This window comes from Streptomyces sp. NPDC059696, assembly GCF_042733745.1.
Taxonomy (GTDB): domain Bacteria; phylum Actinomycetota; class Actinomycetes; order Streptomycetales; family Streptomycetaceae; genus Streptomyces.
Map to the genome: position 1 here is coordinate 1 of NZ_JBHWFG010000031.1, position 22,128 is coordinate 22,128.

At 70.3% G+C, this 22,128-nt stretch carries 17 protein-coding genes, 1 tRNA gene and 1 pseudogene; 17 read left to right on the forward strand and 2 right to left on the reverse strand.

Annotated features, from left to right (window positions below; translation table 11 throughout):
* Positions 1-358: 358 nt before the first annotated feature.
* A pseudogene (locus ACFV20_RS28345) lies at positions 359-1,587 on the reverse strand (IS110 family transposase).
* A 436-nt stretch (positions 1,588-2,023) separates the two neighbouring features.
* Between ACFV20_RS28345 and ACFV20_RS28350 the strand changes: the two are divergent.
* The gene (locus ACFV20_RS28350; RefSeq protein WP_033314625.1) at positions 2,024-2,218 is read left to right on the forward strand and encodes an AlpA family transcriptional regulator; all 195 of its coding nucleotides are present in this window, start codon (positions 2,024-2,026) and stop codon (positions 2,216-2,218) included.
* Entirely contained in the window at positions 2,215-3,621 is a 1,407-nt protein-coding gene (locus tag ACFV20_RS28355) for a tyrosine-type recombinase/integrase (RefSeq protein WP_385661359.1), read from the forward strand. The genes ACFV20_RS28350 and ACFV20_RS28355 overlap by 4 nt, the downstream gene beginning before the upstream one ends.
* 232 nt (positions 3,622-3,853) lie before the next feature.
* On the opposite strand, the gene ACFV20_RS28360 is transcribed toward ACFV20_RS28355, so the two are convergent.
* Positions 3,854-3,925, reverse strand: a tRNA-Arg gene (locus ACFV20_RS28360).
* 163 nt (positions 3,926-4,088) lie between these two features.
* On the opposite strand from ACFV20_RS28360, the gene ACFV20_RS28365 reads away from it, so the two are divergent.
* From ACFV20_RS28365 to glyA, 15 genes are all read left to right on the forward strand, one after another.
* Positions 4,089-4,589 (forward strand): response regulator, encoded by a 501-nt coding sequence (locus ACFV20_RS28365; protein ID WP_385661362.1) that lies wholly within the window; start codon positions 4,089-4,091, stop codon positions 4,587-4,589.
* A 331-nt stretch (positions 4,590-4,920) separates the two neighbouring features.
* The gene (nrtL, locus tag ACFV20_RS28370; protein WP_385661364.1) at positions 4,921-5,967 is read left to right on the forward strand and encodes an ArgS-related anticodon-binding protein NrtL; all 1,047 of its coding nucleotides are present in this window, start codon (positions 4,921-4,923) and stop codon (positions 5,965-5,967) included.
* Positions 5,968-5,992: 25 nt separating this feature from the next.
* On the forward strand, positions 5,993-7,384 hold the full coding sequence (gene lysA / locus ACFV20_RS28375; protein WP_385661366.1) for a diaminopimelate decarboxylase: 1,392 nt from the start codon (positions 5,993-5,995) through the stop codon (positions 7,382-7,384).
* A gap of 165 nt (positions 7,385-7,549) precedes the next feature.
* Positions 7,550-8,842, forward strand: a complete 1,293-nt coding sequence (locus ACFV20_RS28380; RefSeq protein ID WP_385661368.1) for a homoserine dehydrogenase — start codon at positions 7,550-7,552, stop codon at positions 8,840-8,842.
* A gap of 6 nt (positions 8,843-8,848) precedes the next feature.
* The gene (gene thrC / locus ACFV20_RS28385; RefSeq protein ID WP_385661371.1) at positions 8,849-9,907 is read left to right on the forward strand and encodes a threonine synthase; all 1,059 of its coding nucleotides are present in this window, start codon (positions 8,849-8,851) and stop codon (positions 9,905-9,907) included.
* 359 nt (positions 9,908-10,266) lie between these two features.
* The gene (thrB, locus tag ACFV20_RS28390) at positions 10,267-11,196 is read left to right on the forward strand and encodes a homoserine kinase (protein WP_385661374.1); all 930 of its coding nucleotides are present in this window, start codon (positions 10,267-10,269) and stop codon (positions 11,194-11,196) included.
* A gap of 402 nt (positions 11,197-11,598) precedes the next feature.
* On the forward strand, positions 11,599-13,668 hold the full coding sequence (rho, locus tag ACFV20_RS28395) for a transcription termination factor Rho (RefSeq protein ID WP_385661377.1): 2,070 nt from the start codon (positions 11,599-11,601) through the stop codon (positions 13,666-13,668).
* A 139-nt stretch (positions 13,669-13,807) separates the two neighbouring features.
* Positions 13,808-15,583 carry a trypsin-like serine protease gene (locus ACFV20_RS28400; protein ID WP_385661568.1) on the forward strand — a complete coding sequence of 592 codons (1,776 nt, stop codon included), beginning with the start codon at positions 13,808-13,810 and terminating at the stop codon, positions 15,581-15,583.
* Positions 15,584-15,790: 207 nt separating this feature from the next.
* On the forward strand, positions 15,791-16,927 hold the full coding sequence (locus tag ACFV20_RS28405) for an LCP family protein (RefSeq protein WP_385661381.1): 1,137 nt from the start codon (positions 15,791-15,793) through the stop codon (positions 16,925-16,927).
* Positions 16,928-17,110: 183 nt separating this feature from the next.
* The gene (rpmE, locus tag ACFV20_RS28410) at positions 17,111-17,332 is read left to right on the forward strand and encodes a 50S ribosomal protein L31 (protein WP_003992975.1); all 222 of its coding nucleotides are present in this window, start codon (positions 17,111-17,113) and stop codon (positions 17,330-17,332) included.
* 106 nt (positions 17,333-17,438) lie between these two features.
* Positions 17,439-18,515 (forward strand): peptide chain release factor 1, encoded by a 1,077-nt coding sequence (prfA, locus tag ACFV20_RS28415; protein WP_385661385.1) that lies wholly within the window; start codon positions 17,439-17,441, stop codon positions 18,513-18,515.
* A gap of 39 nt (positions 18,516-18,554) precedes the next feature.
* Positions 18,555-19,400 (forward strand): peptide chain release factor N(5)-glutamine methyltransferase, encoded by an 846-nt coding sequence (prmC, locus tag ACFV20_RS28420; protein ID WP_234848501.1) that lies wholly within the window; start codon positions 18,555-18,557, stop codon positions 19,398-19,400.
* Between the two features lie 88 nt (positions 19,401-19,488).
* Positions 19,489-20,136, forward strand: coding sequence for an L-threonylcarbamoyladenylate synthase (locus ACFV20_RS28425; protein WP_189592974.1), 648 nt, complete (start codon positions 19,489-19,491; stop codon positions 20,134-20,136).
* Positions 20,133-20,813 carry a protein-tyrosine-phosphatase gene (locus ACFV20_RS28430; protein WP_385661390.1) on the forward strand — a complete coding sequence of 227 codons (681 nt, stop codon included), beginning with the start codon at positions 20,133-20,135 and terminating at the stop codon, positions 20,811-20,813. The genes ACFV20_RS28425 and ACFV20_RS28430 overlap by 4 nt, the downstream gene beginning before the upstream one ends.
* A 68-nt stretch (positions 20,814-20,881) precedes the next feature.
* A complete protein-coding gene (gene glyA, locus ACFV20_RS28435; RefSeq protein ID WP_385661393.1) occupies positions 20,882-22,120 on the forward strand; it encodes a serine hydroxymethyltransferase in 1,239 nt (412 codons plus the stop codon).
* Positions 22,121-22,128 lie beyond the last annotated feature (8 nt).

Consider the following 22,128-nt stretch of genomic DNA (forward strand, 5'->3'; position numbering starts at 1 on the left):
GGGCGGCCACTCCACCGGAGCCACCGGGGGCAAGCGACTTTAGAGCCACACCCCACTCTTCCGGACCGCCAAACACCTTACGGAGCGGCTTTGGGCTGGAGCTGCTTTGGTGCGAGTGATCATGGCCCCGTAAGCTTCCGGCGCGTCGGGCAGTCTGTGGACCTGCCCGGTAAAGCACGACGTTGGGGCCGTGATCTTCGAGGCTCGCGCCAAAGTGGCTGCCTAAAGCCGTGGAGCCGACCGCCCCAGCCGCGACGTACCCCTTCACTGGCATCAGGCGACTGATTGCTCAGTGCGCGGCACGGGCGCCGGCCGGGCTGGAGCGGGGCGGAGACAGACATCTCACGCTGTTAAGGCGTCAAGGGGTGGGGCCGAAGGCTTGCTCTTCGTTGTAGGGCTGTCGGGTTTGGAGGCAGTGGTAGAGCTGTCCGAGGAAGCGGTTGAAGAGGTGGCGTTGGGCGGCGGCGTGCCAGTCGCCATGGTCGCGTCTGCGTTGGTAGTGGGCTTTGGCTCCTGGTGAGGCGCTTAAGGAGGCGAAGGCCCAGAGGTGGCCGGCGTGGCAGAGGCGGTCGTTTTTGATGTAGCGGCGGCCCACGTAGCGTTTCTTGCCTGATGAGCGGGTGATGGGTGCGGATCCGGCGTATGCCTTCAGGCCGCGGGCATCGGAGAAGCGAGTGTGGTCGTCTCCCATTTCGGCCAGGATGCGGGCGGCGAGCTGGGGTCCCAGGCCGGGGAAGCTGAGCAGGATCTGGGCGTCGGGATGTGTGCGGAGGTGTTCGTCGACGGCGGTGGTGAGGTCGTCGGTGGCTTGGCAGGCGGCGTCCAGTTGGGTGAGCAGGGCGAGCAGTTGTCGTCCCATGGCGTGTTCGACGGGTGCGGGCTGGTGGGGTCGGCCGGTGCGGAAGAGGGCATGTAGTTGATGGGCGTCGGTATCGATGTTCCGGCTGCGGCCGGCTCGTGTGAGGGCTCTGCGGAGTTGGGTGAGGGTGAGGCGGGCGGCTTGGGCCGGGGTGGGTGCCATGGTCAGCACTTGGCGGGCGTCGGGTCGGGTCAGTCCGCCTTTTCTGCTGTGGAAGGCTTCCAGAGCGGCCGGGTAGTACTCCCGTAGGAGTGAGCGTGCCTGGTTGGCGATCTGCTGGCGGTTCCAGACGGCGTCTTGTTGGGCGCGGGCCAGCACCGTGATGGCTTTGGCCTGGTCGCTGTCGTTGGGCAGTGGGCGGTGACGGTGCATGTCGGTGCGCAGGATGTGTGCCAGCGCCAGCGCGTCAGCGCGGTCGGACTTGGTGCGGAAACCGTGTGGCGGTCCCGGTAGCGGGCGACGGCGAGCGGGTTGATCGCGAAGACCTGCCGGTGGCCGTTGTGCAAGGCAGCGACGAGGAGGCCTCGGCTGGTCTCGATGGCCACGGGGATGGGGTGTGTGGGACTGTCGCCGTATTCGGTGAGCAGACTCAGAAGTTGGCTGTAGCCAGTGGCGTCATCGGTGATGCGGCACTGGGCCAGCGGTGTGCCGATGTCGTCGACCAGGGCGACATCGTGGTGGTGTTCGGACCAGTCGATCCCGCAGAAGACCTTCACGGCGTCCTCCATGCGCGCGGTGTTGTGGGTGAAGCCGGTGCGGGCCATGCGGCGACCTAATTCCAGGACTTGATCTGTCCGCCATCTCACCAGCCGTTCATGGCACCTGCACCCAGCCGGCCTCTGTCTCAAGGAGAGCTCGCTGGCTCGCGAAGCGACGAAGAGGTCACTACGGCCGGGTTGGCTCACCCCTCAGCCGCGCAAGGGTTGTCTCGGTTGTGACGCGATGTCGTGCTGGTCCGAGAACACCGGGTGTACCGCTCTGTCGCAAGGCCTGCGGGCCAGAAGCGCAGCAGGTATCTGCCCGGTGTTCACGCGGCAGTCACGTTGCGAAGCGTCTTATGGGCGCCGCTCTTCCGTGAGGCGTCAATGGCCAGGAGAACCGCAGGCATCCCCCGCTCAGCCAGCACACGACCGACCGTCTTAAGGAGGAATTAGGAGAACCGACATGGACCGCCGTCGAGACGAACTGATGACTGTCCCGCAGATCCTCGCCGAGCTGGGCGGAGTGTCCCGCCGAACCTTCTACCGCTGGCGCGAGCTAGGGCAGGCTCCGGAGGCGATCAAGCTTCCGAACGGCGAGCTCCGCGTGTGGCGCAGTGACTTCGACGCCTGGCTCCACGGGCTCGCGGAGGCGGCGTGAAGTCGCATGACGTGAGGGTGTGGGGCATCCGCAAGCGGCCATACAAGACGCCGTCGTATGACGTGCGATGGAAGGTCTGCGATGCCCCGCCGTTCTCCGAGACTTTCCGGACGAAGGCACTCGCCGACAACTTCCGCGCCAAGCTTCTTCGGGCTGCGCAGAAGGGCGAGGCGTTCGACACGGAAACCGGCCTGCCGGACTCGATGGCACCCGTCAAAGCGTCCCGTACCTGGTACGACTTCGCACGGGCGTACGTCGCCATGAAGTGGCCGCACGCGGCTCCGAACTCCCGCGACAGCTTGAACGAGACGATGACGCTCGTCACGACTCAACTGCTGGGTGATCGGCCTGGGCGGCCTGCTGACGACGTCTTGCGCCGTGCGCTGCGGGGCTGGGCTTTCGTCGTCCAGGCCTCGGACGAGGAAGCTCCGCCGGTCGACATCGCGAACGCTCTTCGCTGGGTTGCCAAGGCTTCGCTGCCATTGGCGACGATCAAGAATCCGGCAGACATCCGCCGCGTCCTCGACTCGCTCAAGCTCAAGCTGTCGGGCACTCCAGCGGCCGCAGAGACGGTACGGCGCAAGCGCGCGGTCCTCTTCAACGCCCTTGCCTACGCGGTCGAACTGGGGGAGCTTCCGGAGAACCCGGTCACGCTCGTGAAGTGGAAGCCTCCGAAGGTGACCAAGGAAGTCGACCGCCGGGTCGTGGTGAACCCTCGGCAGGCACGCGAACTCCTGGCCGCAGTCTCTTACGTCGGCGGCTACCGCAGAGCCCGTGGGCGGCGCCTGGTCGCGCTCTTCGCCTGCATGTACTTCGGCGGGCTTCGGCCGGCGGAAGCTGTGGCGCTGCGTCGTCCGGACTGCACGCTGCCGGAGGCCGGGTGGGGTTCGCTGATCCTGGAGAAGACCCGCCCGACCGTCGGGAAGCGCTGGACCGGGACCGGGGAGGTTCACGACAACCGCGGCCTCAAGAATCGCCCCACGAATGAAACCCGCATCGTCCCGATCCCACCTCGCCTCGTCCGCATGCTCCTCGCCCATATCGAGGAGTTCGGCACCGCCAAGGACGGGCGGCTGTTCGCCAACGAACGTGGGGGAGTGGTCGCCTCCACTACGTACTGGCGCGTCTGGGACGAGGCCCGGCACCTGGCACTCACGCCGGAACAGGTGGCCTCGCCGCTGGCCGCTCGACCGTACGACCTGAGGCACGCCGCGCTCTCCTCGTGGCTTAACGCTGGCGTCGACCCCACCGAGGTGGCGGAACGCGCGGGCAACAGCGTCGAAGTGCTGCTGAGCCGGTACGCGAAGTGTCTCGACGGCCGCCAGGACGTTGCCAACCGCCGGATCGCCGAGCTCCTCGGTGAGGGCGACGGCCAGGAGGACGAGCCCGGCGACGGGACCTGATCCCGGCACACCTCCGACACGCGCACCTGCGGCATGATGGCCCCTGGACTACGGTCCGGGGGCCTCGGCGTTTTCCGGCCCTGACCTGCGGATTCCTGGCCTGTGGCCAGTCCACGGATAGTCCACGGCACCCGACATACAGCCGCTCCGAGCGGCACACGCCTGCACACACACGAAGACCCCACCCCAGCGAAAGCGCTGATGGCGGGGTCTTTGGGCACCTCATGCAAGGTGCCCCCGGCAGGATTCGAACCTGCGCACACGGCTCCGGAGGCCGTTGCTCTATCCCCTGAGCTACGGGGGCGTGTCGGTCGCGTTGCTCGCGGCGACGGGTAGAACACTACCAGCTCCCACCGGGTGGTCATGAACGGGTTTCCGCTGTCGGGGGCGGGGGTGTGCGTCGCTCGTGTGGGGTGGAAGTGGGGAAAACCCGGACGCGGTGGCCGGGGCCGACCTACTCTCGAGTTGTGCCAGGCGCGTCGGGTCGGGTGCTTGTTGTGGACGACAACAAGGTCATCCGGCAGTTGATCAGGGTCAACCTCGAGCTTGAGGGGCTGGAGGTCGTGACCGCGGCCGACGGTGCCGAGTGTCTCGACGTCGTTCATCACGTACGGCCCGATGTCGTCACCCTCGACGTCGTCATGCCCCGGCTCGACGGGATCCGGACCGCCGCTCGCCTCCGGGCCGATCCGCGGACCCGGGACACGCCCCTCGCCATCGTCAGCGCCTGCGGGCACCACGAGATCGAGGCCGGACTCGAAGCCGGCGTCGACGCCTTCCTCGCCAAACCCTTCGAGCCCGCCGAACTGGTCCGTCTGGTGCGCCAGTTGATGGAGCGCGGCCGGGGCGGGGGCCAACAGCGCAGCGGTGGTTCCGACACCGACGGCGGTGGTGCCCCAGCAAGGGAACCAGCCATGGAACCGGTGAGGGAACAGGGGAGAGAAGTGGATCTCCCCGCTGTTCCGTAGGCCGCGGCTCCGGTGTGTGCCGCTTCGCAGGTCATGCGCGTCATGAGCGTCATGAGCGCCATGAGCGTCCTGAGCGTCCTGAGCGTGAGCCTCATGAGCCGCCCGCGCGCCCCGAGTGTCCCAAGCCCCCCGAGCGCCTTGCGATCCCGAGTGGCAACGCCCACCGACACACACCCCCAACGCCAAGCACCGCCCACCCCCAACGCCCACCGACACACACCCCCGACGCCAAACACCGCCCACCCCCGACCACCGCCACACCCCGTCCACATCCCGGACCGTACGGAAACCGGTTCGCATACCCACCCCCTCCCTCCCATACGCTTGTCCCGTGACCCCCGCCGAGCTCTCCCGCACCGTGCTGCACGCCGTGCGCCGTGCCGTCGACGACGGTGAGCTCAGTGTGCGCGTGCCGGAGTGGGCCGTGGTCGCTCCGCCGGGGCCCGGGGGGTGTGGTGACTACGCCACCAACATCGCGCTCCGGTTGGCCCGTGAGGCAGGGCGGCCGCCGCGTGACGTCGCCGAGGCGCTGCGAGCGCGGCTCCTCGACGAGCAGCGGTTCGCCGACGTCGTCGTCACCGGGCCCGGCTTCCTCAACGTCACCCTGCACAGCACCGCCTCCGCCGACCTGGTCGACGAGATCCTGCGGCGTGGGCGGCGCTACGGGTACACGACGAACGGGTTCAGCGGGATCACCCTCAAGATCCGCTGCCGGGCGGAGGTGCGTGCCGTCGTGGTCGCCGACGTCGTCGCCCGTCTGGCGCGCAGCCAGGGGGACGTCGTCCGTGTCTCCTGCACCGGCCGGACCGCCCCGGAGTGGACATCGGTCCTCGGGGCGGACCTCACCACCCCGGGGCCGCGGGTGGTCCCCGTCCGGTCCGTCACCGTCCGGCCCGTTCCCGCCGCCGGGGACCCCCTGCCGCTCGGCCGGGACGCCGCCCGCTGGGCGCTGCTGCACCCCGCCCCGCACGACCGGCCCCGGATCCCCGGCGACCACCTCGTCCAGCGGGAGACCAACCCCCTCTTCCGTGTCCGGTACGCCCACGCCCGCACCCGGGCCCTCCTGCGCAACGCCGCCGACCTCGGTTTCCACCCCGAGCCCGGTCCCGTGAGCGCAGCGGAAGCGCTGCTCGCCGTACTCGGCGACCATCCCCGCGTCCTCGCCGCCACCGCCACGCAGCACACCCCCGACCGCCTCGCCCGGCACCTCGTCACCGTCGCCGATGCCGTGATGCCCCTGCTCCCCGCTGTGCTGCCCCGCGGTGCGGAGAAACCCTCGGCCGCCCACCGTGCCCGGCTCGCGCTCGCCGACGCCGCCGGGACGGTGCTGGCCGGCGGCCTGTCCCTGCTCGGCATCGACGCACCCGAACACCTCTGAGAGCCAAGAAGAGGCACACGACACCATGAGCCGATCCGCACACCCCGCCGGGCCCCGTCACGCCGATGTCCTTCCCGAGGGTCACTACTCCGCCCCGCCCGCCGATCTCAACGCACTGGACCCCAAGGTGTGGGCCCAGACCGTGACGCGGGACGACGACGGCGTCGTGACCGTCGGCGGCATCTCCGTCACGCGGCTCGCCGAGGAGTTCGGCACCCCCGCCTACGTCCTGGACGAGGCCGACTTCCGGGCCCGTGCGCGGGCCTGGCGCACCGCCTTCGGGACCGACGCGGACGTCTTCTACGCGGGCAAGGCGTTCCTGTCCCGTGCCGTCGTGCGCTGGCTCCACGAGGAAGGGCTGAACGTCGACGTCTGCTCCGGCGGCGAGCTGGCCACCGCCCTGTCCGCCGGTATGCCCGCCGAGCGCATCGCCTTCCACGGCAACAACAAGTCCGTCGACGAGATCACCCGGGCCGTCGAGGCCGGTGTGGGGCACATCGTGCTCGACTCCTTCCAGGAGATGGTGCGCGTCGCCCACGTCGCGCAGGGTCTGGGGAAGCGGCAGAAGGTCCTCATCCGCATCACCGTCGGCGTCGAGGCCCACACCCACGAGTTCATCGCCACGGCCCACGAGGACCAGAAGTTCGGCATCCCGCTGGCCGGCGGGCAGGCCGCCGAGGCCGTACGGCGGGCGCTGCAGCTCGACGGGCTCGAGCTGGTCGGCATCCACAGCCACATCGGGTCGCAGATCTTCGACATGTCCGGCTTCGAGGTCGCCGCCCACCGGGTGGTGGGGCTGCTGAAGGACATCCGTGACGAGCACGGGGTCGAGCTGCCCGAGATCGACCTCGGCGGCGGGCTCGGCATCGCGTACACCAGCGACGACGACCCGCGCGAGCCGCACGAGATCGCCAAGGCGCTCACCGAGATCGTCAGCCGCGAGTGCGAGGCCGCCAGGCTGCGTACCCCCCGTATCTCCGTCGAGCCGGGGCGGGCCATCGTCGGGCCGACCGCGTTCACGCTCTACGAGGTCGGCACCGTCAAGCCCCTCGACGGGCTGCGGACCTACGTCTCCGTCGACGGCGGCATGTCGGACAACATCCGCACCGCGCTGTACGACGCCGAGTACAGCGTCGCGCTGGTCTCCCGCACCTCCGACGCCGCGCCGATGCTCGCCCGGGTCGTCGGCAAGCACTGCGAGAGCGGGGACATCGTGGTCAAGGACGCGTTCCTGCCGTCCGACCTGGCACCGGGTGACCTCGTCGCCGTACCGGCCACGGGCGCGTACTGCCGTTCCATGGCCAGCAACTACAACCATGTGCTGCGCCCGCCGGTCGTCGCCGTCGAGGGCGGTGCGGCCCGGGTGATCGTGCGCCGCGAGACGGAGGAGGACCTGCTGCGTCTGGACGTGGGCTGAACGGCAGGGGGCCGCGAGCCCGAGCGGGCGGGTGGCGGAAGATCTCCTGTCTTCCGCCCCCGTGAAAATGAAATAGACATCTCACGATCCGGACCGGGGGCAGAAACTCCCGTCCGGTGAGTGAGACTGGTTCCACCGTAGACGGTAAAGAGGAAACGAGGTCGGATGATGCGTACGCGTCCGCTGAAGGTGGCGCTGCTGGGCTGTGGAGTGGTCGGCTCAGAGGTGGCGCGCATCATGACGACGCACGCCGACGACCTCGCGGCCCGCATCGGAGCCCCGGTGGATCTCGCGGGCGTGGCCGTACGGCGGCCCGACCGGGTGCGTGAGGGGATCGCCCCCGAGCTGATCACCACCGACGCCACCGCCCTGGTCAAACGCGGCGACATCGACGTCGTGGTCGAGGTCATCGGCGGCATCGAGCCCGCCCGCTCACTCATCACCACCGCGTTCGCGCACGGCGCCTCCGTCGTCTCCGCCAACAAGGCGCTGCTCGCCCAGGACGGCGCGGCCCTGCACGCGGCCGCCGAGCAGCACGGCAAGGACCTCTACTACGAGGCCGCCGTCGCCGGTGCGATCCCGCTGGTCCGGCCGCTGCGCGAGTCCCTCGCCGGCGACAAGATCAACCGGGTCATGGGCATCGTCAACGGCACCACCAACTTCATCCTCGACAAGATGGACTCGACCGGCGCCGGCTACCAGGAGGCCCTCGACGAGGCCACCGCCCTGGGGTACGCCGAGGCCGACCCGACCGCCGACGTCGAGGGCTTCGACGCCGCCGCCAAGGCCGCGATCCTCGCCGGCATCGCCTTCCACACGCGGGTGCGCCTCGACGACGTCTACCGCGAGGGCATGACCGAGGTGACCGCGGCCGACTTCGCCTCGGCGAAGGAGATGGGCTGCACCATCAAGCTGCTCGCCATCTGTGAGCGGGCCGAGGACGGCGCGTCCGTCACCGCGCGCGTGCACCCCGCGATGATCCCGCTGAGCCACCCGCTGGCCTCCGTCCGAGGCGCCTACAACGCCGTCTTCGTCGAGTCCGACGCCGCCGGCCAGCTCATGTTCTACGGCCCCGGAGCGGGCGGTTCCCCCACCGCCTCGGCCGTTCTCGGCGACCTCGTCGCCGTCTGCCGCAACCGGATCGGCGGCGCGACCGGACCGGGCGAGTCCGCCTACGCCGCTCTGCCGGTGTCCCCGATGGGCGACGTCGTCACGCGGTACCACATCAGCCTCGACGTAGCTGACAAACCGGGTGTTCTCGCCCAGGTCGCGACCGTCTTCGCCGAGCACGGAGTCTCGATCGATACGGTTCGCCAGTCGGGGAAGGACGGCGAGGCCTCCCTCGTCGTCGTCACGCACCGTGCGTCCGACGCCGCCCTCACTGGGACCGTCGAGGCGTTGCGTAAGCTCGACACCGTGCGTGGTGTCGCCAGCATCATGCGGGTTGAAGGAGAGTAACCAGCAATGACCCACCAGTGGCGCGGAATCATCGAGGAGTACCGGGACAGGCTGCCGGTATCCGACAGCACGCCGGTCGTGACGCTCCGTGAGGGTGGCACGCCCCTCGTCCCCGCGCAGGTGCTCTCCGAGCGCACGGGCTGCGAGGTCCACCTCAAGGTGGAGGGCGCAAACCCCACGGGGTCCTTCAAGGACCGCGGCATGACCATGGCCATCACCCGGGCCAAGGAGGAGGGCGCCAAGGCGGTCATCTGCGCCTCCACCGGCAACACGTCGGCCTCCGCCGCCGCGTACGCCGTGCGGGCCGGGATGGTCTGCGCCGTGCTCGTGCCGCAGGGCAAGATCGCCCTCGGCAAGATGGGCCAGGCCCTCGTGCACGGCGCGAAGATCCTCCAGGTCGACGGCAACTTCGACGACTGCCTGACGCTCGCGCGCGGCCTGAGCGACAACTACCCCGTGGCGCTGGTCAATTCGGTCAACCCGGTGCGTATCGAGGGTCAGAAGACGGCCGCCTTCGAGATCGTGGACATGCTCGGCGACGCGCCCGACATCCACGTCCTGCCGGTCGGCAACGCGGGCAACATCACGGCCTATTGGAAGGGCTACACGGAGTACGCCGCGGACGGCGTGGCGTCCCGGAAGCCGCGGATGTGGGGCTTCCAGGCCTCCGGCAGCGCCCCGATCGTGCGCGGCGAGGTCGTCAAGGACCCCTCGACCATCGCCACGGCCATCCGCATCGGCAACCCGGCCTCCTGGCAGTTCGCGCTCGCCGCGCGGGACGAGTCGGGCGGTGCCATCGACGAGGTGACGGACCGTGAGATCCTGCGCGCCTACCGTCTGTTGGCCTCGCAGGAGGGCGTCTTCGTCGAGCCGGCGTCCGCCGCGTCCGTCGCGGGTCTGCTGAAGGCCGCCGAGCAGGGCAAGGTCGACCCGGGGCAGCGGATCGTGTGCACCGTCACCGGCAACGGGCTGAAGGACCCCGACTGGGCCGTCGCCGGTGCCCCGCAGCCGGTCACCGTGCCCGTCGACTCGGCGGCCGCGGCGGAGCGCCTGGGTCTCGCCTGACGGCGCTCGCACCGGCCTGACGTGCGCCTTTGCACCGAGCGCCGGTCTTACGCCCGGCATGGTCCGGCGTAAGACCGCGCCGGCCGGGGGAAGTTCCCTACGGGGGGTGCACAGGGGGCTTACGACACGCATCGTGCGCCTCCTGTGCGCCCTATGTCGCCACAGAACCTTCCTTCGATAGGCTGTACCGAACCCGCCCGCCGCATATGCCTGCGCAGAGCGGGGCGCCGCGCCGTCTCCGCGGCCGGGCAGCGGCCGGCCGTCCCGGTCGGCGGCGGCCCCCAGGGTTCTCGTACGCCTTCGAATGTCCGCCGAACGTCATTCGACAATCACCGCAGCTCAAGGAGAGTCATCGAGCGATGGCCGGTCCAGCGTTCCGCGCCGCCGCCGTCCGGGTGCGCGTCCCCGCCACCAGCGCCAACCTCGGCCCGGGCTTCGACGCCCTCGGCCTCGCGCTGGGCTTGTACGACGACGTGGTCGTCCGGGTGGCCGACTCCGGGCTGCACATCGACATCGCGGGTGAGGGAAGCGAAACGCTCCCGCGCGACGAGAAGCACCTGCTCGTGCGTTCCCTGCGCACCGCCTTCGACCTGCTCGGCGGACAGCCGCGCGGTCTGGAGATCGTCTGCGCCAACCGCATCCCGCACGGACGGGGCCTCGGCTCGTCCTCGGCCGCCATCTGCGCCGGGATCGTCGCCGCCCGCGCCGTGACCATAGGGGCCGACGCCAAGCTCGACGACACCGCGCTGCTGGAGCTCGCCACCGAGATCGAGGGCCACCCGGACAACGTCGCCGCGTGCCTGCTGGGCGGCTTCACCCTGTCCTGGATGGAGGGCGGCGCGGCGCGCGCGATCAGGATGGACCCGTCGGATTCCATCGTTCCGGTGGTTTTCGTCCCCGGAAAGCCGGTCCTCACGGAGACGGCGCGCGGCCTGCTCCCGCGTACCGTCCCGCACGTCGACGCCGCCGCCAACGCCGGCCGGGCCGCCCTGCTCGTCGAGGCCCTCACCCGCCGCCCCGAACTGCTGCTGCCGGCCACCGAGGACCGCCTGCACCAGGAGTACCGCGCCCCCGCCATGCCCGAGAGCGCGGCACTGGTGGAGCGGCTGCGGGGCGACGGCATCCCCGCGGTCATCTCCGGGGCCGGGCCGACGGTCATGGCGCTGGCCGACGCGGAGACCGCCGACAAGGTCGAGGCCCTGGCGGGCGCGGACTGGGCCGCCAACCGGCTGAGTCTCGACCAGCAGGGCGCGAGCGTGCTGCCGCTCGCGGCCTCCGGTGACATCTGAAAGCGCTCGGTTACCGGATTTCGAGAGGGGGAATGTTTGTTGGATCCGGTAGTGTTAACCTCAAGTCTGCACCCGACCCCACCATGGCGAGGTGCCTTGTGTCCCCGTCCGGGACAGACATTCTTCCGGGAGCCCCCCAAGCCGCACTGTGTTCCGTACGTCGGACCGTACGCCGTACAAGGACACTGAGCGGGGCGCAGGGCACGCTCCGGAACCGGTGCGACCACGCCGCGTGACACTGACACTGGGTGCCACGGCTCAAGGAAGCGCCATCACCAGATTCCTCCGCCGCTTAGGCGGACCACCGCCCCGGCACGGTTCACACCACACGGACCGAAGTCGGACAGCACAACCGGTCGCCGAGCCAGACAGGCCGACGTCCGCTCCAGGGAAGGACCCTTCGTGAGCGACACCACCGATCTGATGGGCGCACGTGTCGAGGAGACCGCTGCCGCGCCCGCCACGGACGCCTCCGCGCCTGCCACCGGTGCCGGCTCCCGGCGGCGCCGCGGTACCGGCCTCGAGGGCATGGTGCTGGCCGAGCTGCAGCAGGTCGCATCCGGCCTCGGCATCAGGGGCACCGCGCGCATGCGCAAGAGCCAGCTGATCGAGGTCATCAAGGAGGCACAGGCGTCCGGCGGCGCCGCTCCGGCCGCGAAGGCCGACGCCCCCGCCGAGACCAAGCCCAAGCGCCGCGCCACCTCGCGGACCCGTACGGGCGACAACGCCGAGAAGGCGGACAAGAAGGCGGACGCGAAGGAGGCCTCCCCGGCCCCCGCGGACCAGGCCGAGAAGGCCGCGGCCCAGCAGCAGATCGAGATTCCCGGCCAGCCGGCCGGCGGCCCCTCCCGCGACGGGTCCCGCGCGAGCGCGGGCGAGGACGCCCCCGAGCGCCGTCGCCGCCGGGCCACCGCCGAGGCCGGAGCCCCGGCTTCCGCCACGGAGACCGTTGTCGCCGAGGCGAAGAACGACACCAAGGCCGAGACGCCGGCCCAGTCGCAGCAGCAGTCCCAGAACAACGACGCCAAGTCCGACGGCGGTGACGGCGGCGAGGGCCGTCGTCGCGACCGCCGTGACCGCGGTGACCGTGGTGACCGTGGTGACCGCGGTGGCCGGGATCGCGACCGCCGCGGCGGCAAGGGCGACGACCAGCAGGGCGGCGGCCAGCGCGGCCAGCAGCAGAACCAGCAGGGCGGCGGCCGTCAGGACCGCGGCCAGCAGGACGACGACGACTTCGAGGGCGGCCGCCGTGGCCGTCGCGGCCGCTACCGCGACCGTCGTGGCCGTCGCGGCCGCGACGACATGGCCACCGAGCCGCAGATCAACGAGGACGACGTCCTGATCCCCGTCGCGGGCATCCTCGACATCCTCGACAACTACGCGTTCATCCGGACCTCCGGCTACCTGCCGGGCCCGAACGACGTGTACGTCTCCCTCGCCCAGGTCCGCAAGAACGGCCTGCGCAAGGGCGACCACATCACCGGCGCGGTCCGCCAGCCCAAGGAAGGCGAGCGGCGCGAGAAGTTCAACGCGCTGGTGCGCCTGGACTCCGTCAACGGCATGGCGCCCGAACACGGCCGCGGCCGCCCGGAGTTCAACAAGCTCACCCCGCTGTACCCGCAGGACCGCCTCCGTCTGGAGACGGACCCGGGCGTGCTCACCACCCGCATCATCGACCTCGTGTCGCCGATCGGTAAGGGCCAGCGCGGTCTGATCGTGGCCCCGCCGAAGACCGGCAAGACCATGATCATGCAGGCGATCGCCAACGCGATCACCCACAACAACCCCGAGTGCCACCTGATGGTCGTCCTCGTCGACGAGCGTCCGGAAGAGGTCACCGACATGCAGCGGTCGGTGAAGGGCGAGGTCATCTCCTCGACCTTCGACCGTCCCGCCGAGGACCACACCACGGTCGCCGAGCTCGCCATCGAGCGCGCCAAGCGCCTGGTGGAGCTGGGCCACGACGTGGTCGTGCTGCTCGACTCGATCACCCGTCTGGGCCGTGCGTACAACCTCGCCGCCCCGGCCTCCGGCCGCATCCTGTCCGGCGGTGTCGACTCGACGGCGCTGTACCCGCCGAAGCGCTTCTTCGGAGCCGCGCGCAACATCGAGGACGGCGGCTCGCTGACCATCCTCGCCACCGCGCTGGTGGACACCGGGTCCCGCATGGACGAGGTGATCTTCGAGGAGTTCAAGGGCACCGGCAACATGGAGCTCAAGCTCGACCGGAAGCTCGCCGACAAGCGCATTTTCCCGGCGGTGGACGTCGACGCGTCCGGCACCCGCAAGGAAGAGATCCTGCTCGGCAACGAAGAACTCGCGGTCGTCTGGAAGCTGCGCCGGGTGCTGCACGCGCTCGACCAGCAGCAGGCCATCGAGCTGCTCCTCGACAAGATGAAGCAGACGAAGTCCAACGTCGAGTTCCTGATGCAGATCCAGAAGACCACCCCGACGCCGGGCAACGGCGACTGAGGTACGTCGACTGAGGCGAACACCGCAGCGGAGGGCCGCTCCCCGAACAGGGGGCGGCCCTCTGTGCTGTTCGTGTGCGGGTAGGATCACGCTCTCTTCGAACTTGTGATCCCGAGGGGGGACATACGTGGGTACACCCATGCCCGGGGGCGGTCGGCACAGACGCCGGATACGCATCGCACTGCCCGTCGCCGCGGCCGGTGTCGCCGCCGCCGTGGCCGGCGCGCTGCTGACGAGCTCCGCCGGAGCGGCCACCCCGCTGCCGCAGCCGAAGGTCAGGCCCGCCGCCGACTCGCCGTCGCCCGCCGAGCTCCAGAAGCGCGTCGCGGGCGCCATGGCCGGTGACGACGTCGCCGGAAAGACGAGCAAGGCCGCGCTCACCGCGGGCACCGTCGCCGGCAGCATCGACCCGAAGGTCATCGGCGGCAACGAGACCACCATCAGCACGGCCCCGTGGATGGCGCAGCTCCACTACTACGACAACCGGGGCACCGCCTCCACCGGCGACGACATCGGCTTCTTCTGCGGCGGCGCCGTCGTCGCGCCGACGAAGATCCTCACCGCCGCGCACTGCGTCAAGGGCTACAACTGGAAGGCCAACGGCGCCGTCGTCACCGGCACCTCCCAGCTGCCCTCGGCCAACGGCACCGACCTGCACGGCGGCACCGCCACGGCGGTCTGGCGGCAGTGGAACCACTCGTCGTACAACGCGACGACCATCGACAACGACATCGCGGTGCTGACGCTCGACACGGCGGTCAAGGCCACCCCGATCCGGATGACGACGTCCGGTGACACCGCGTCGTACAAGGCCGGGGTCAGCGCCAAGGTCTACGGCTGGGGCCGCACCAGCTCCACCAGCGACGACATCTCCGAGACGCTGAAGACGGCCACGCTGCCCATGCAGTCCGACACGACCTGCTCCGGCGCGTACGGCAGGGACTTCGTCAAGGGCCACATGGTCTGCGCGGGCAAGCCCGCCACCGGCAGCGACGCCGGCACCGTCTCCGCCTGCAACGGCGACTCCGGCGGTCCCCTGGTCGTGAACAACCGGATCGTCGGTGTCGTGTCCTGGGGCGTCACCGACTGCGTCGCCAAGGGCGCCTACAGCGTCTTCAGCAAGGTCAGCACCTACGTCGGCGCCGCCTACCCGCGCGTCGACGACGCCAACCTCAGCGGCGACAGCAAGGCCGACCTCTGGGTGCGCAACGCCTCCACCAAGACCGGTTACTCCAAGGACTCCACGGGCACGTCGTTCGCCGCCCGCCAGTCCTGGGGCAACTGGAACGGCGTGAACGTCGTCCTGCAGACGGACCTCGACCGCGACGGCTACCAGGACCTCGTCTACCGGCGCAGCAGCGACGGCGACGTCTTCTGGGCCTCCGGCCGTACGGGCACGACCAAGCAGATCGCCGACAACTGGAAGACCCGCACCCGGATCGTCACCCCCGGTGACGTCACCGGCGACTACCTGCCCGACATGCTCTCCGTCGACTCGGCGGGCGTGATGTGGATCTACCCGGGCAAGGGCAACGGCACCTTCGCGACCCGCGTGAAGGTCGGCTCCGGCTGGAACCAGTACAACTCCGTGCGCGGCAAGGGCGACTTCAACGGCGACGGCAAGACCGACCTGATCGCCCGCGCCAAGTCCGGCAGCGCCCTCTACCTGTACAAGGGCACCGGCAAGGCCGGCTCGGGCGCGTTCTCGGCCCGGGTCAAGGTGCGTACGTGGGACGGCTACAACGCCTTCGACGCCCCCGGTGACGTCACCGGCGACGGCAAGGCCGACTTCCTCGCCCGCACCCCCGGCGGCACGCTCTACCTGTACGCCGGCACCGGCAAGGGGACCAGCGAGATCTTTGCCACACGCAAGTCCGTCGGCACCGATTTCAAGCAGTACGACATCTTCGGCTGACATCGCAGGTGAGCGGGGTTCGTCCCGCCGCGCCGAACACACACTGTGCCCACCGTCGTACGCGGTGGGCACAGTCCGTTGTGCAACCCTTTCCCGAGTTTCCCCGTCTGACCAGGTGGGGCGACGATGGTGCTGAGGAAGGTTGTTTTCGGCCAGGCCTGGCACTGATCGCAGGGGGTAAGCGACCGGAGAAGAGCTGAGGAGTACATGTCTGCCGAGAGCACGCCGGATCCGGGCATACCGGATAGCAACGGCACCGACGGAGCGCGTCCCGGCGGCAAGGGCCGGCGGCGCAAGCCTCCGAGACGCCGCAAGGGCCTGATGATCGCGGCCTGGACCACGGCCGGCATCGTCGTGCTGGGCGGCGCCGGAGCCGGTTACCTGTACTTCAAGCTCAACGGCAACCTCAAGAGCGTCGACATCGACCAGGCCCTCGGCACGGACCGGCCCAAGAAGGCCGACAACGGCTCCGAGAACATCCTGGTCCTCGGCTCCGACACCCGCGCCGGCGGCAACAAGAAGCTCGGCGGCGGCACCGACGACGGCAGCGCCCGCTCCGACACGGCGATGATCGTGCACGTCTACAAGGGTCACAAGAAGGCCAGCGTGGTCTCGATCCCGCGCGACACCCTCATCGACCGGCCCGCCTGCACGGACACCCAGGGCGACGAGCACCCCGCCGCGCAGAACGCGATGTTCAACTCCGCGTACTCCACCGGTGGGGCCGCCTGCGCCGTGAAGACCGTCGAGTCGATCACCGACCTGCGCATGGACCACTACCTGGAGGTCGACTTCGCGGGCTTCCAGAAGCTCATCGACGACCTCGGCGGCGTCGAGATCACCACGACCGAGAGCATCGACGACCCCGACAGCCATCTGAAGCTGAAGGCCGGCACCCACACGCTCGACGGCAAGCAGGCCCTCGGCCTGGTCCGCACCCGGCACGGCGTCGGCGACGGCTCCGACCTGGGCCGCATCCAGCTCCAGCAGGCCTTCATCAAGGCCCTGGTCACCCAGATCAAGGACGTCGGCGTCTTCTCGAACCCGAAGAAGCTGCTCGACCTCGCGGAAACCGCGACCAAGACGGTGACGGCGGACTCCGACCTCGGCTCGGTCAACAGGCTCGCGTCCTTCGCAGGCGGCCTCAAGGGCATCAGCCCGTCCCAGATGCACATGGTGACGATGCCGGTGGCCTACGACCCGGCCGACCCCAACCGCGTCCTCCTCCAGAAGAAGAAGGCCGACCAGATCTGGAAGGCCCTGGAGCACGACAAGCCGATCCCGAAGTCGGCGACGTCGGGCTCGGCGACCGGCGAGGCGAAGGGCGTCGTGACCGCCCCCTGACGGGCACGTCCCGACGGCGCGGGACACCGCGCGGGTGCCCCCACGGCCCGCGGAGGAATAGATCACCCCGACCCCCGGTTTTGGGAGTAGGCCCCAGTCCTGGCAAACTGGTACGTCGGCTCCGGTTCACGCTCCCGCACCCCGCGGCGGCGACCCGGCGCCCTCCCGAATCTAGGAGACACCTTGAAGCGCGACATCCACCCCGAGTACGTCGAGACGCAGGTCAGCTGCACCTGCGGCGCGTCGTTCACCACCCGCAGCACCATCGAGTCCGGCACCATCCGCGCCGATGTCTGCTCCGAGTGCCACCCGTTCTACACGGGCAAGCAGAAGATCCTCGACACCGGTGGCCGTGTGGCCCGCTTCGAGGCCCGCTTCGGCAAGGCCGCCGGCTCCAAGAAGTAGCGAGCCTCCATTCGCCGGTCCACGGACGCGCCCCCTCACCGGGCGCTCCGGGACCGGCGTTTTTGGTCGCCCGCCCTTCACCCCCGCCGTACACAGGAGCCCCAAGATGTTCGAGGCCGTCGAGGAACTCGTCACCGAGCACGCCGACCTGGAGAAGAAGCTCGCCGACCCGTCGGTCCACGCCGACCAGGCCAACGCGCGCAAGCTGAACAAGCGGTACGCCGAGCTCACCCCCATCGTCGCCACGTACCGCTCCTGGACGCAGACGGGCGACGACATCGAGGCCGCGCGCGAACTGGCCGCCGACGACCCCGACTTCGCGGCCGAGGTCAAGGACCTGGAACGGCAGCGCGAGGAGCTCACGGAGAAGCTGCGCCTGCTGCTGGTCCCGCGTGACCCCAGCGACGACAAGGACGTCATCCTCGAGATCAAGGCGGGCGCGGGCGGCGACGAGTCGGCCCTGTTCGCCGGCGACCTGCTGCGCATGTACCTGCGCTACGCCGAGCGCGTCGGCTGGAAGACCGAGATCATCGACGCCACCGAGTCCGAGCTGGGCGGCTACAAGGACGTCCAGGTCGCCGTGAAGACCAAGGGCGGCCAGGGCGCCACCGAGCCCGGCCAGGGCGTCTGGGCGCGCCTGAAGTACGAGGGCGGGGTGCACCGCGTGCAGCGTGTGCCCGCCACGGAGTCCCAGGGCCGTATCCACACCTCGGCGGCCGGTGTGCTCGTCACACCCGAGGCCGAGGAGGTCGACGTGGAGATCAACCCGAACGACCTCCGCATCGACGTCTACCGGTCCTCCGGGCCCGGCGGACAGTCCGTCAACACCACCGACTCCGCCGTGCGCATCACGCACATCCCGACCGGAGTCGTCGCCTCCTGCCAGAACGAGAAGAGCCAGCTGCAGAACAAGGAGCAGGCACTGCGTATCCTGCGCTCCAGGCTGCTCGCGGCGGCGCAGGAGGAGGCGGAGCGGGAGGCCGCCGACGCCCGCCGCAGCCAGGTCCGCACGGTCGACCGCTCCGAGAAGATCCGCACGTACAACTTCCCGGAGAACCGCATCTCGGACCACCGGGTCGGCTTCAAGGCGTACAACCTGGACCAGGTCCTGGACGGCGACCTCGACGCGGTGATCCAGGCCTGTGTCGACGCGGATTCCGCGGCCAAGCTGGCGGCTGCGTAAGGCAGGCACGAGCACGTACGAGTAATACGGAGGACTTGCGTGAACCTGCTGCTCGCGGAGGTGGCCCAGGCCACCCAGCGGCTCGCCGACGCCGGCGTGCCCTCGCCGCGCACCGACGCGGAGGAGCTCGCCGCGTTCGTGCACGGCGTCAAGCGCGGCGAGCTGCACTCCGTCAAGGACTCCGACTTCGACGCCCGCTACTGGGAGGTCATCGCCCGCCGCGAGGCCCGCGAACCGCTCCAGCACATCACCGGGCGCGCCTACTTCCGCTACCTGGAACTCCAGGTCGGCCCCGGGGTGTTCGTGCCGCGGCCCGAGACGGAGTCCGTGGTCGGCTGGGCCATAGACGCCGTACGGGCCATGGACGTCGTCGAGCCGTGCATCGTCGACCTGTGCACCGGCTCCGGCGCCATCGCGCTCGCCCTCGCCCAGGAGGTGCCGCGCTCGCGCGTGCACGCGGTGGAGCTGTCCGAGGACGCCCTCAAGTGGACCCGCAAGAACGTCGAGGGGTCCAGGGTCGACCTGCGGCAGGGCAACGCCCTCACCGCCTTCCCCGACCTGGACGGACAGGTCGACCTGGTCATCACCAACCCGCCGTACATCCCGCTCACCGAGTGGGAGTACGTCGCCCCCGAGGCGCGGGACTACGACCCCGACATGGCCCTCTTCTCCGGCGAGGACGGCCTCGACCTCATCCGCGGCCTGGAGCGCACCGCGCACCGGCTGCTGCGCCCCGGCGGCGTCGTGGTCGTGGAGCACGCCGACACCCAGGGCGGCCAGGTGCCGTGGATCTTCGCCGAGGACCGCGGCTGGACCGACGCGGCCGACCACCCGGACCTGAACAACCGCCCGCGCTTCGCCACGGCCCGCAAGGCACTGCCGTGAGCACACCGGACACCCCGAGCACCCCGGGCACACAGCAGTCTTCGCAGACTTCATCCCAGCAGCACGTGTACGAGGAGGCCAGCTAAAGATGGCACGGCGATACGACACCAACGACGCGACCGACCGTGTGACCGGTCTGCGCGAGGCAGCGTCCGCCGTCCGCCGAGGCGAGCTCGTGGTGCTGCCGACGGACACGGTGTACGGCATCGGCGCCGACGCGTTCTCCTCGGAGGCGGTCGCCGACCTGCTGGACGCGAAGGGCCGGGGCCGCAACATGCCCACCCCCGTCCTCATCGGCTCCCCGAACACGCTGCACGGCCTCGTCACGGACTTCTCCGAGCTGGCCTGGGAGCTGGTCGACGCCTTCTGGCCGGGCGCCCTGACCCTCGTCGCGCGGCACCAGCCCTCCCTCCAGTGGGACCTCGGGGACACCCGTGGCACCGTCGCCGTGCGCATGCCGCTGCACCCGGTCGCCATCGAACTGCTGACCGAGGTCGGTCCCATGGCCGTCTCCTCCGCCAACCTGACCGGCCACCCGGCGCCGGAGGACTGCGACGCCGCGCAGGAGATGCTCGGCGACTCCGTCTCCGTCTACCTCGACGGGGGCCCGACCCCCGGCATCGTGCCCTCGTCGATCGTCGACGTGACCCGTGAGGTGCCGCTGCTGCTGCGCGCGGGCGCCCTCTCGGCGGACGAGCTGCGAAAGGTCGTACCCGACCTCGAGGTGGCGAATTGACGGCCCCTGGATCGGGGCGTGGCATAGGCAACGGGGAAAGCGCGGCGGAGATCACGACGACGTTCGTGGGGCTTCCGCGTGACAGCTTCCGCATCCTCCATGTCAGCACCGGCAACGTGTGCCGCTCGCCCATCACCGAGCGGCTGACCCGCCATGCGGTGCGGGAGCGGCTCGGCGTCCTGGGCGGCGGGCTGATCGTGGAGAGCGCCGGCACCTGGGGCCACGAGGGCGCGCCCATGGAGTCACACGCGGAGACCGTCCTGGCCGACTTCGGCGCGGACGCCTCCGGCTTCACCGGGCGCGAGCTGCTCGACGAGCACGTGATCCGCGCCGACCTGGTGCTGACCGCCACCCGGGACCACCGGGCGCAGGTCATCTCCATGGGGCACTCGGCGGGCCTGCGCACCTTCACGCTCAAGGAGTTCACCCGCCTGGTCAAGGCCATCGACCCGGCGACCCTGCCGCCCCTGGAGGAAGGCGTGGTCCTGCGCGCGCGTGCCCTGGTCCGCGCCGCGGCGGCTCTACGCGGGTGGCTGCTGGCCCCGAACGCCGAGGCGGACGAGGTCTACGACCCGTACGGGGCGCCCCTGACGTTCTTCCGTTCCATCGGCGACGAGATACACCAGGCGCTCGATCCGGTCGTCACGGCCCTCACCGGCGTCCCCGCAAAGACGTAACAGCCGAGCGCTCCGCAGGCCCCGGGCCTACATTGGTCGTACGTCACCGTCGACGCCCGGAGCCCACCATGACGGTCACCCCTGCCATCGAGGCCGACGTCCTGCGCCGCCAGGACCCCGAGCTCGCCGACATCCTGCTCGGAGAACGGGAGCGGCAGGCGACGACGCTCCAGCTGATCGCCGCCGAGAACTTCAGCTCCCCGGCCGTGCTGGCCGCCCTCGGCTCACCGCTGGCGAACAAGTACGCCGAGGGCTATCCGGGGGCGCGGCACCACGGCGGCTGCGAGATCGTCGACGTCGCCGAGCGCCTGGCCGTCGGCCGGGCCCGGGCCCTGTTCGGCGCCGACCACGCCAACGTCCAGGCCCACTCGGGCTCTTCGGCCGTGCTCGCCGCCTACGCCGCCCTGCTCCGCCCCGGTGACACCGTCCTGGCCCTCGGTCTGCCCTACGGCGGGCACCTCACGCACGGCTCGCCCGCCAACTTCTCCGGCCGCTGGTTCGACTTCGTCGGGTACGGCGTCGAGGCCGAGTCCGGGCTCGTCGACCACGAGCAGGTCCGCACCCTGGCCCGCACGCGCCGGCCCAAGGCGATCGTGTGCGGCTCGATTGCCTACCCGCGCCATCTCGACTACGCCTTCTTCCGTGAGGTCGCCGACGAGGTGGGCGCCTACCTCATCGCGGACGCCGCGCACCCGCTCGGTCTCGTGGCCGGGAGAGCGGCCCCGAATCCGGTGCCGTTCGCGGACATCGTCTGCGGAACCACCCACAAGGTGCTGCGGGGTCCGCGCGGCGGCATGATCCTGTGCCGCGCGGAGCTGGCCGAGCGGGTCGACCGGGCGGTGTTCCCTTTCACACAGGGGGGTGCGCAGATGCACACCATCGCCGCCAAGGCGGTCGCGTTCGGGGAGGCGGCAACACCGGCGTTCTCCGCGTACGCCCATCAGGTGGTGGCGAATGCGCGGGTTCTGGCGGCCCGGCTGGCGGCGGAGGGCCTCGTCGTCACCACCGGTGGCACGGACACCCACCTGATCACCGCCGACCCGGCGCCACTCGGCATCGACGGACGCGCCGCCCGGAGCCTGCTCGCGGCCGCCGGCCTGGTCCTGGACTGCTGCGCGCTGCCGCACGGCGACGCCCGGGGACTCAGGCTCGGCACGGCCGCCATCACCACCCAGGGCATGGGTGAGGCGGAGATGATCCGGATCGCCGGACTGTTCGCAGGGGTGCTCCGGGGCGTGACGGATCCCTCAAGAGCCCGTGAAGAAGTGCGGGAGCTGGCCGGTGGATTTCCGCCGTATCCCGCGTGAGCGGGGGT

Excerpts from the sequence above, each read along its gene's own strand:
- ACFV20_RS28350 (WP_033314625.1), top strand. The coding sequence starts at position 2,024 with ATGGACCGCCGTCGAGACGAACTGATGACTGTCCCGCAGATCCTCGCC.
- lysA (WP_385661366.1), top strand. The coding sequence starts at position 5,993 with ATGAGCCGATCCGCACACCCCGCCGGGCCCCGTCACGCCGATGTCCTT.
- ACFV20_RS28380 (WP_385661368.1), top strand. The coding sequence starts at position 7,550 with ATGATGCGTACGCGTCCGCTGAAGGTGGCGCTGCTGGGCTGTGGAGTG.
- thrC (WP_385661371.1), top strand. The coding sequence starts at position 8,849 with ATGACCCACCAGTGGCGCGGAATCATCGAGGAGTACCGGGACAGGCTG.
- thrB (WP_385661374.1), top strand. The coding sequence starts at position 10,267 with ATGGCCGGTCCAGCGTTCCGCGCCGCCGCCGTCCGGGTGCGCGTCCCC.
- ACFV20_RS28400 (WP_385661568.1), top strand. The coding sequence starts at position 13,808 with ATGCCCGGGGGCGGTCGGCACAGACGCCGGATACGCATCGCACTGCCC.
- ACFV20_RS28405 (WP_385661381.1), top strand. The coding sequence starts at position 15,791 with ATGTCTGCCGAGAGCACGCCGGATCCGGGCATACCGGATAGCAACGGC.
- prfA (WP_385661385.1), top strand. The coding sequence starts at position 17,439 with ATGTTCGAGGCCGTCGAGGAACTCGTCACCGAGCACGCCGACCTGGAG.
- ACFV20_RS28425 (WP_189592974.1), top strand. The coding sequence starts at position 19,489 with ATGGCACGGCGATACGACACCAACGACGCGACCGACCGTGTGACCGGT.
- glyA (WP_385661393.1), top strand. The coding sequence starts at position 20,882 with ATGACGGTCACCCCTGCCATCGAGGCCGACGTCCTGCGCCGCCAGGAC.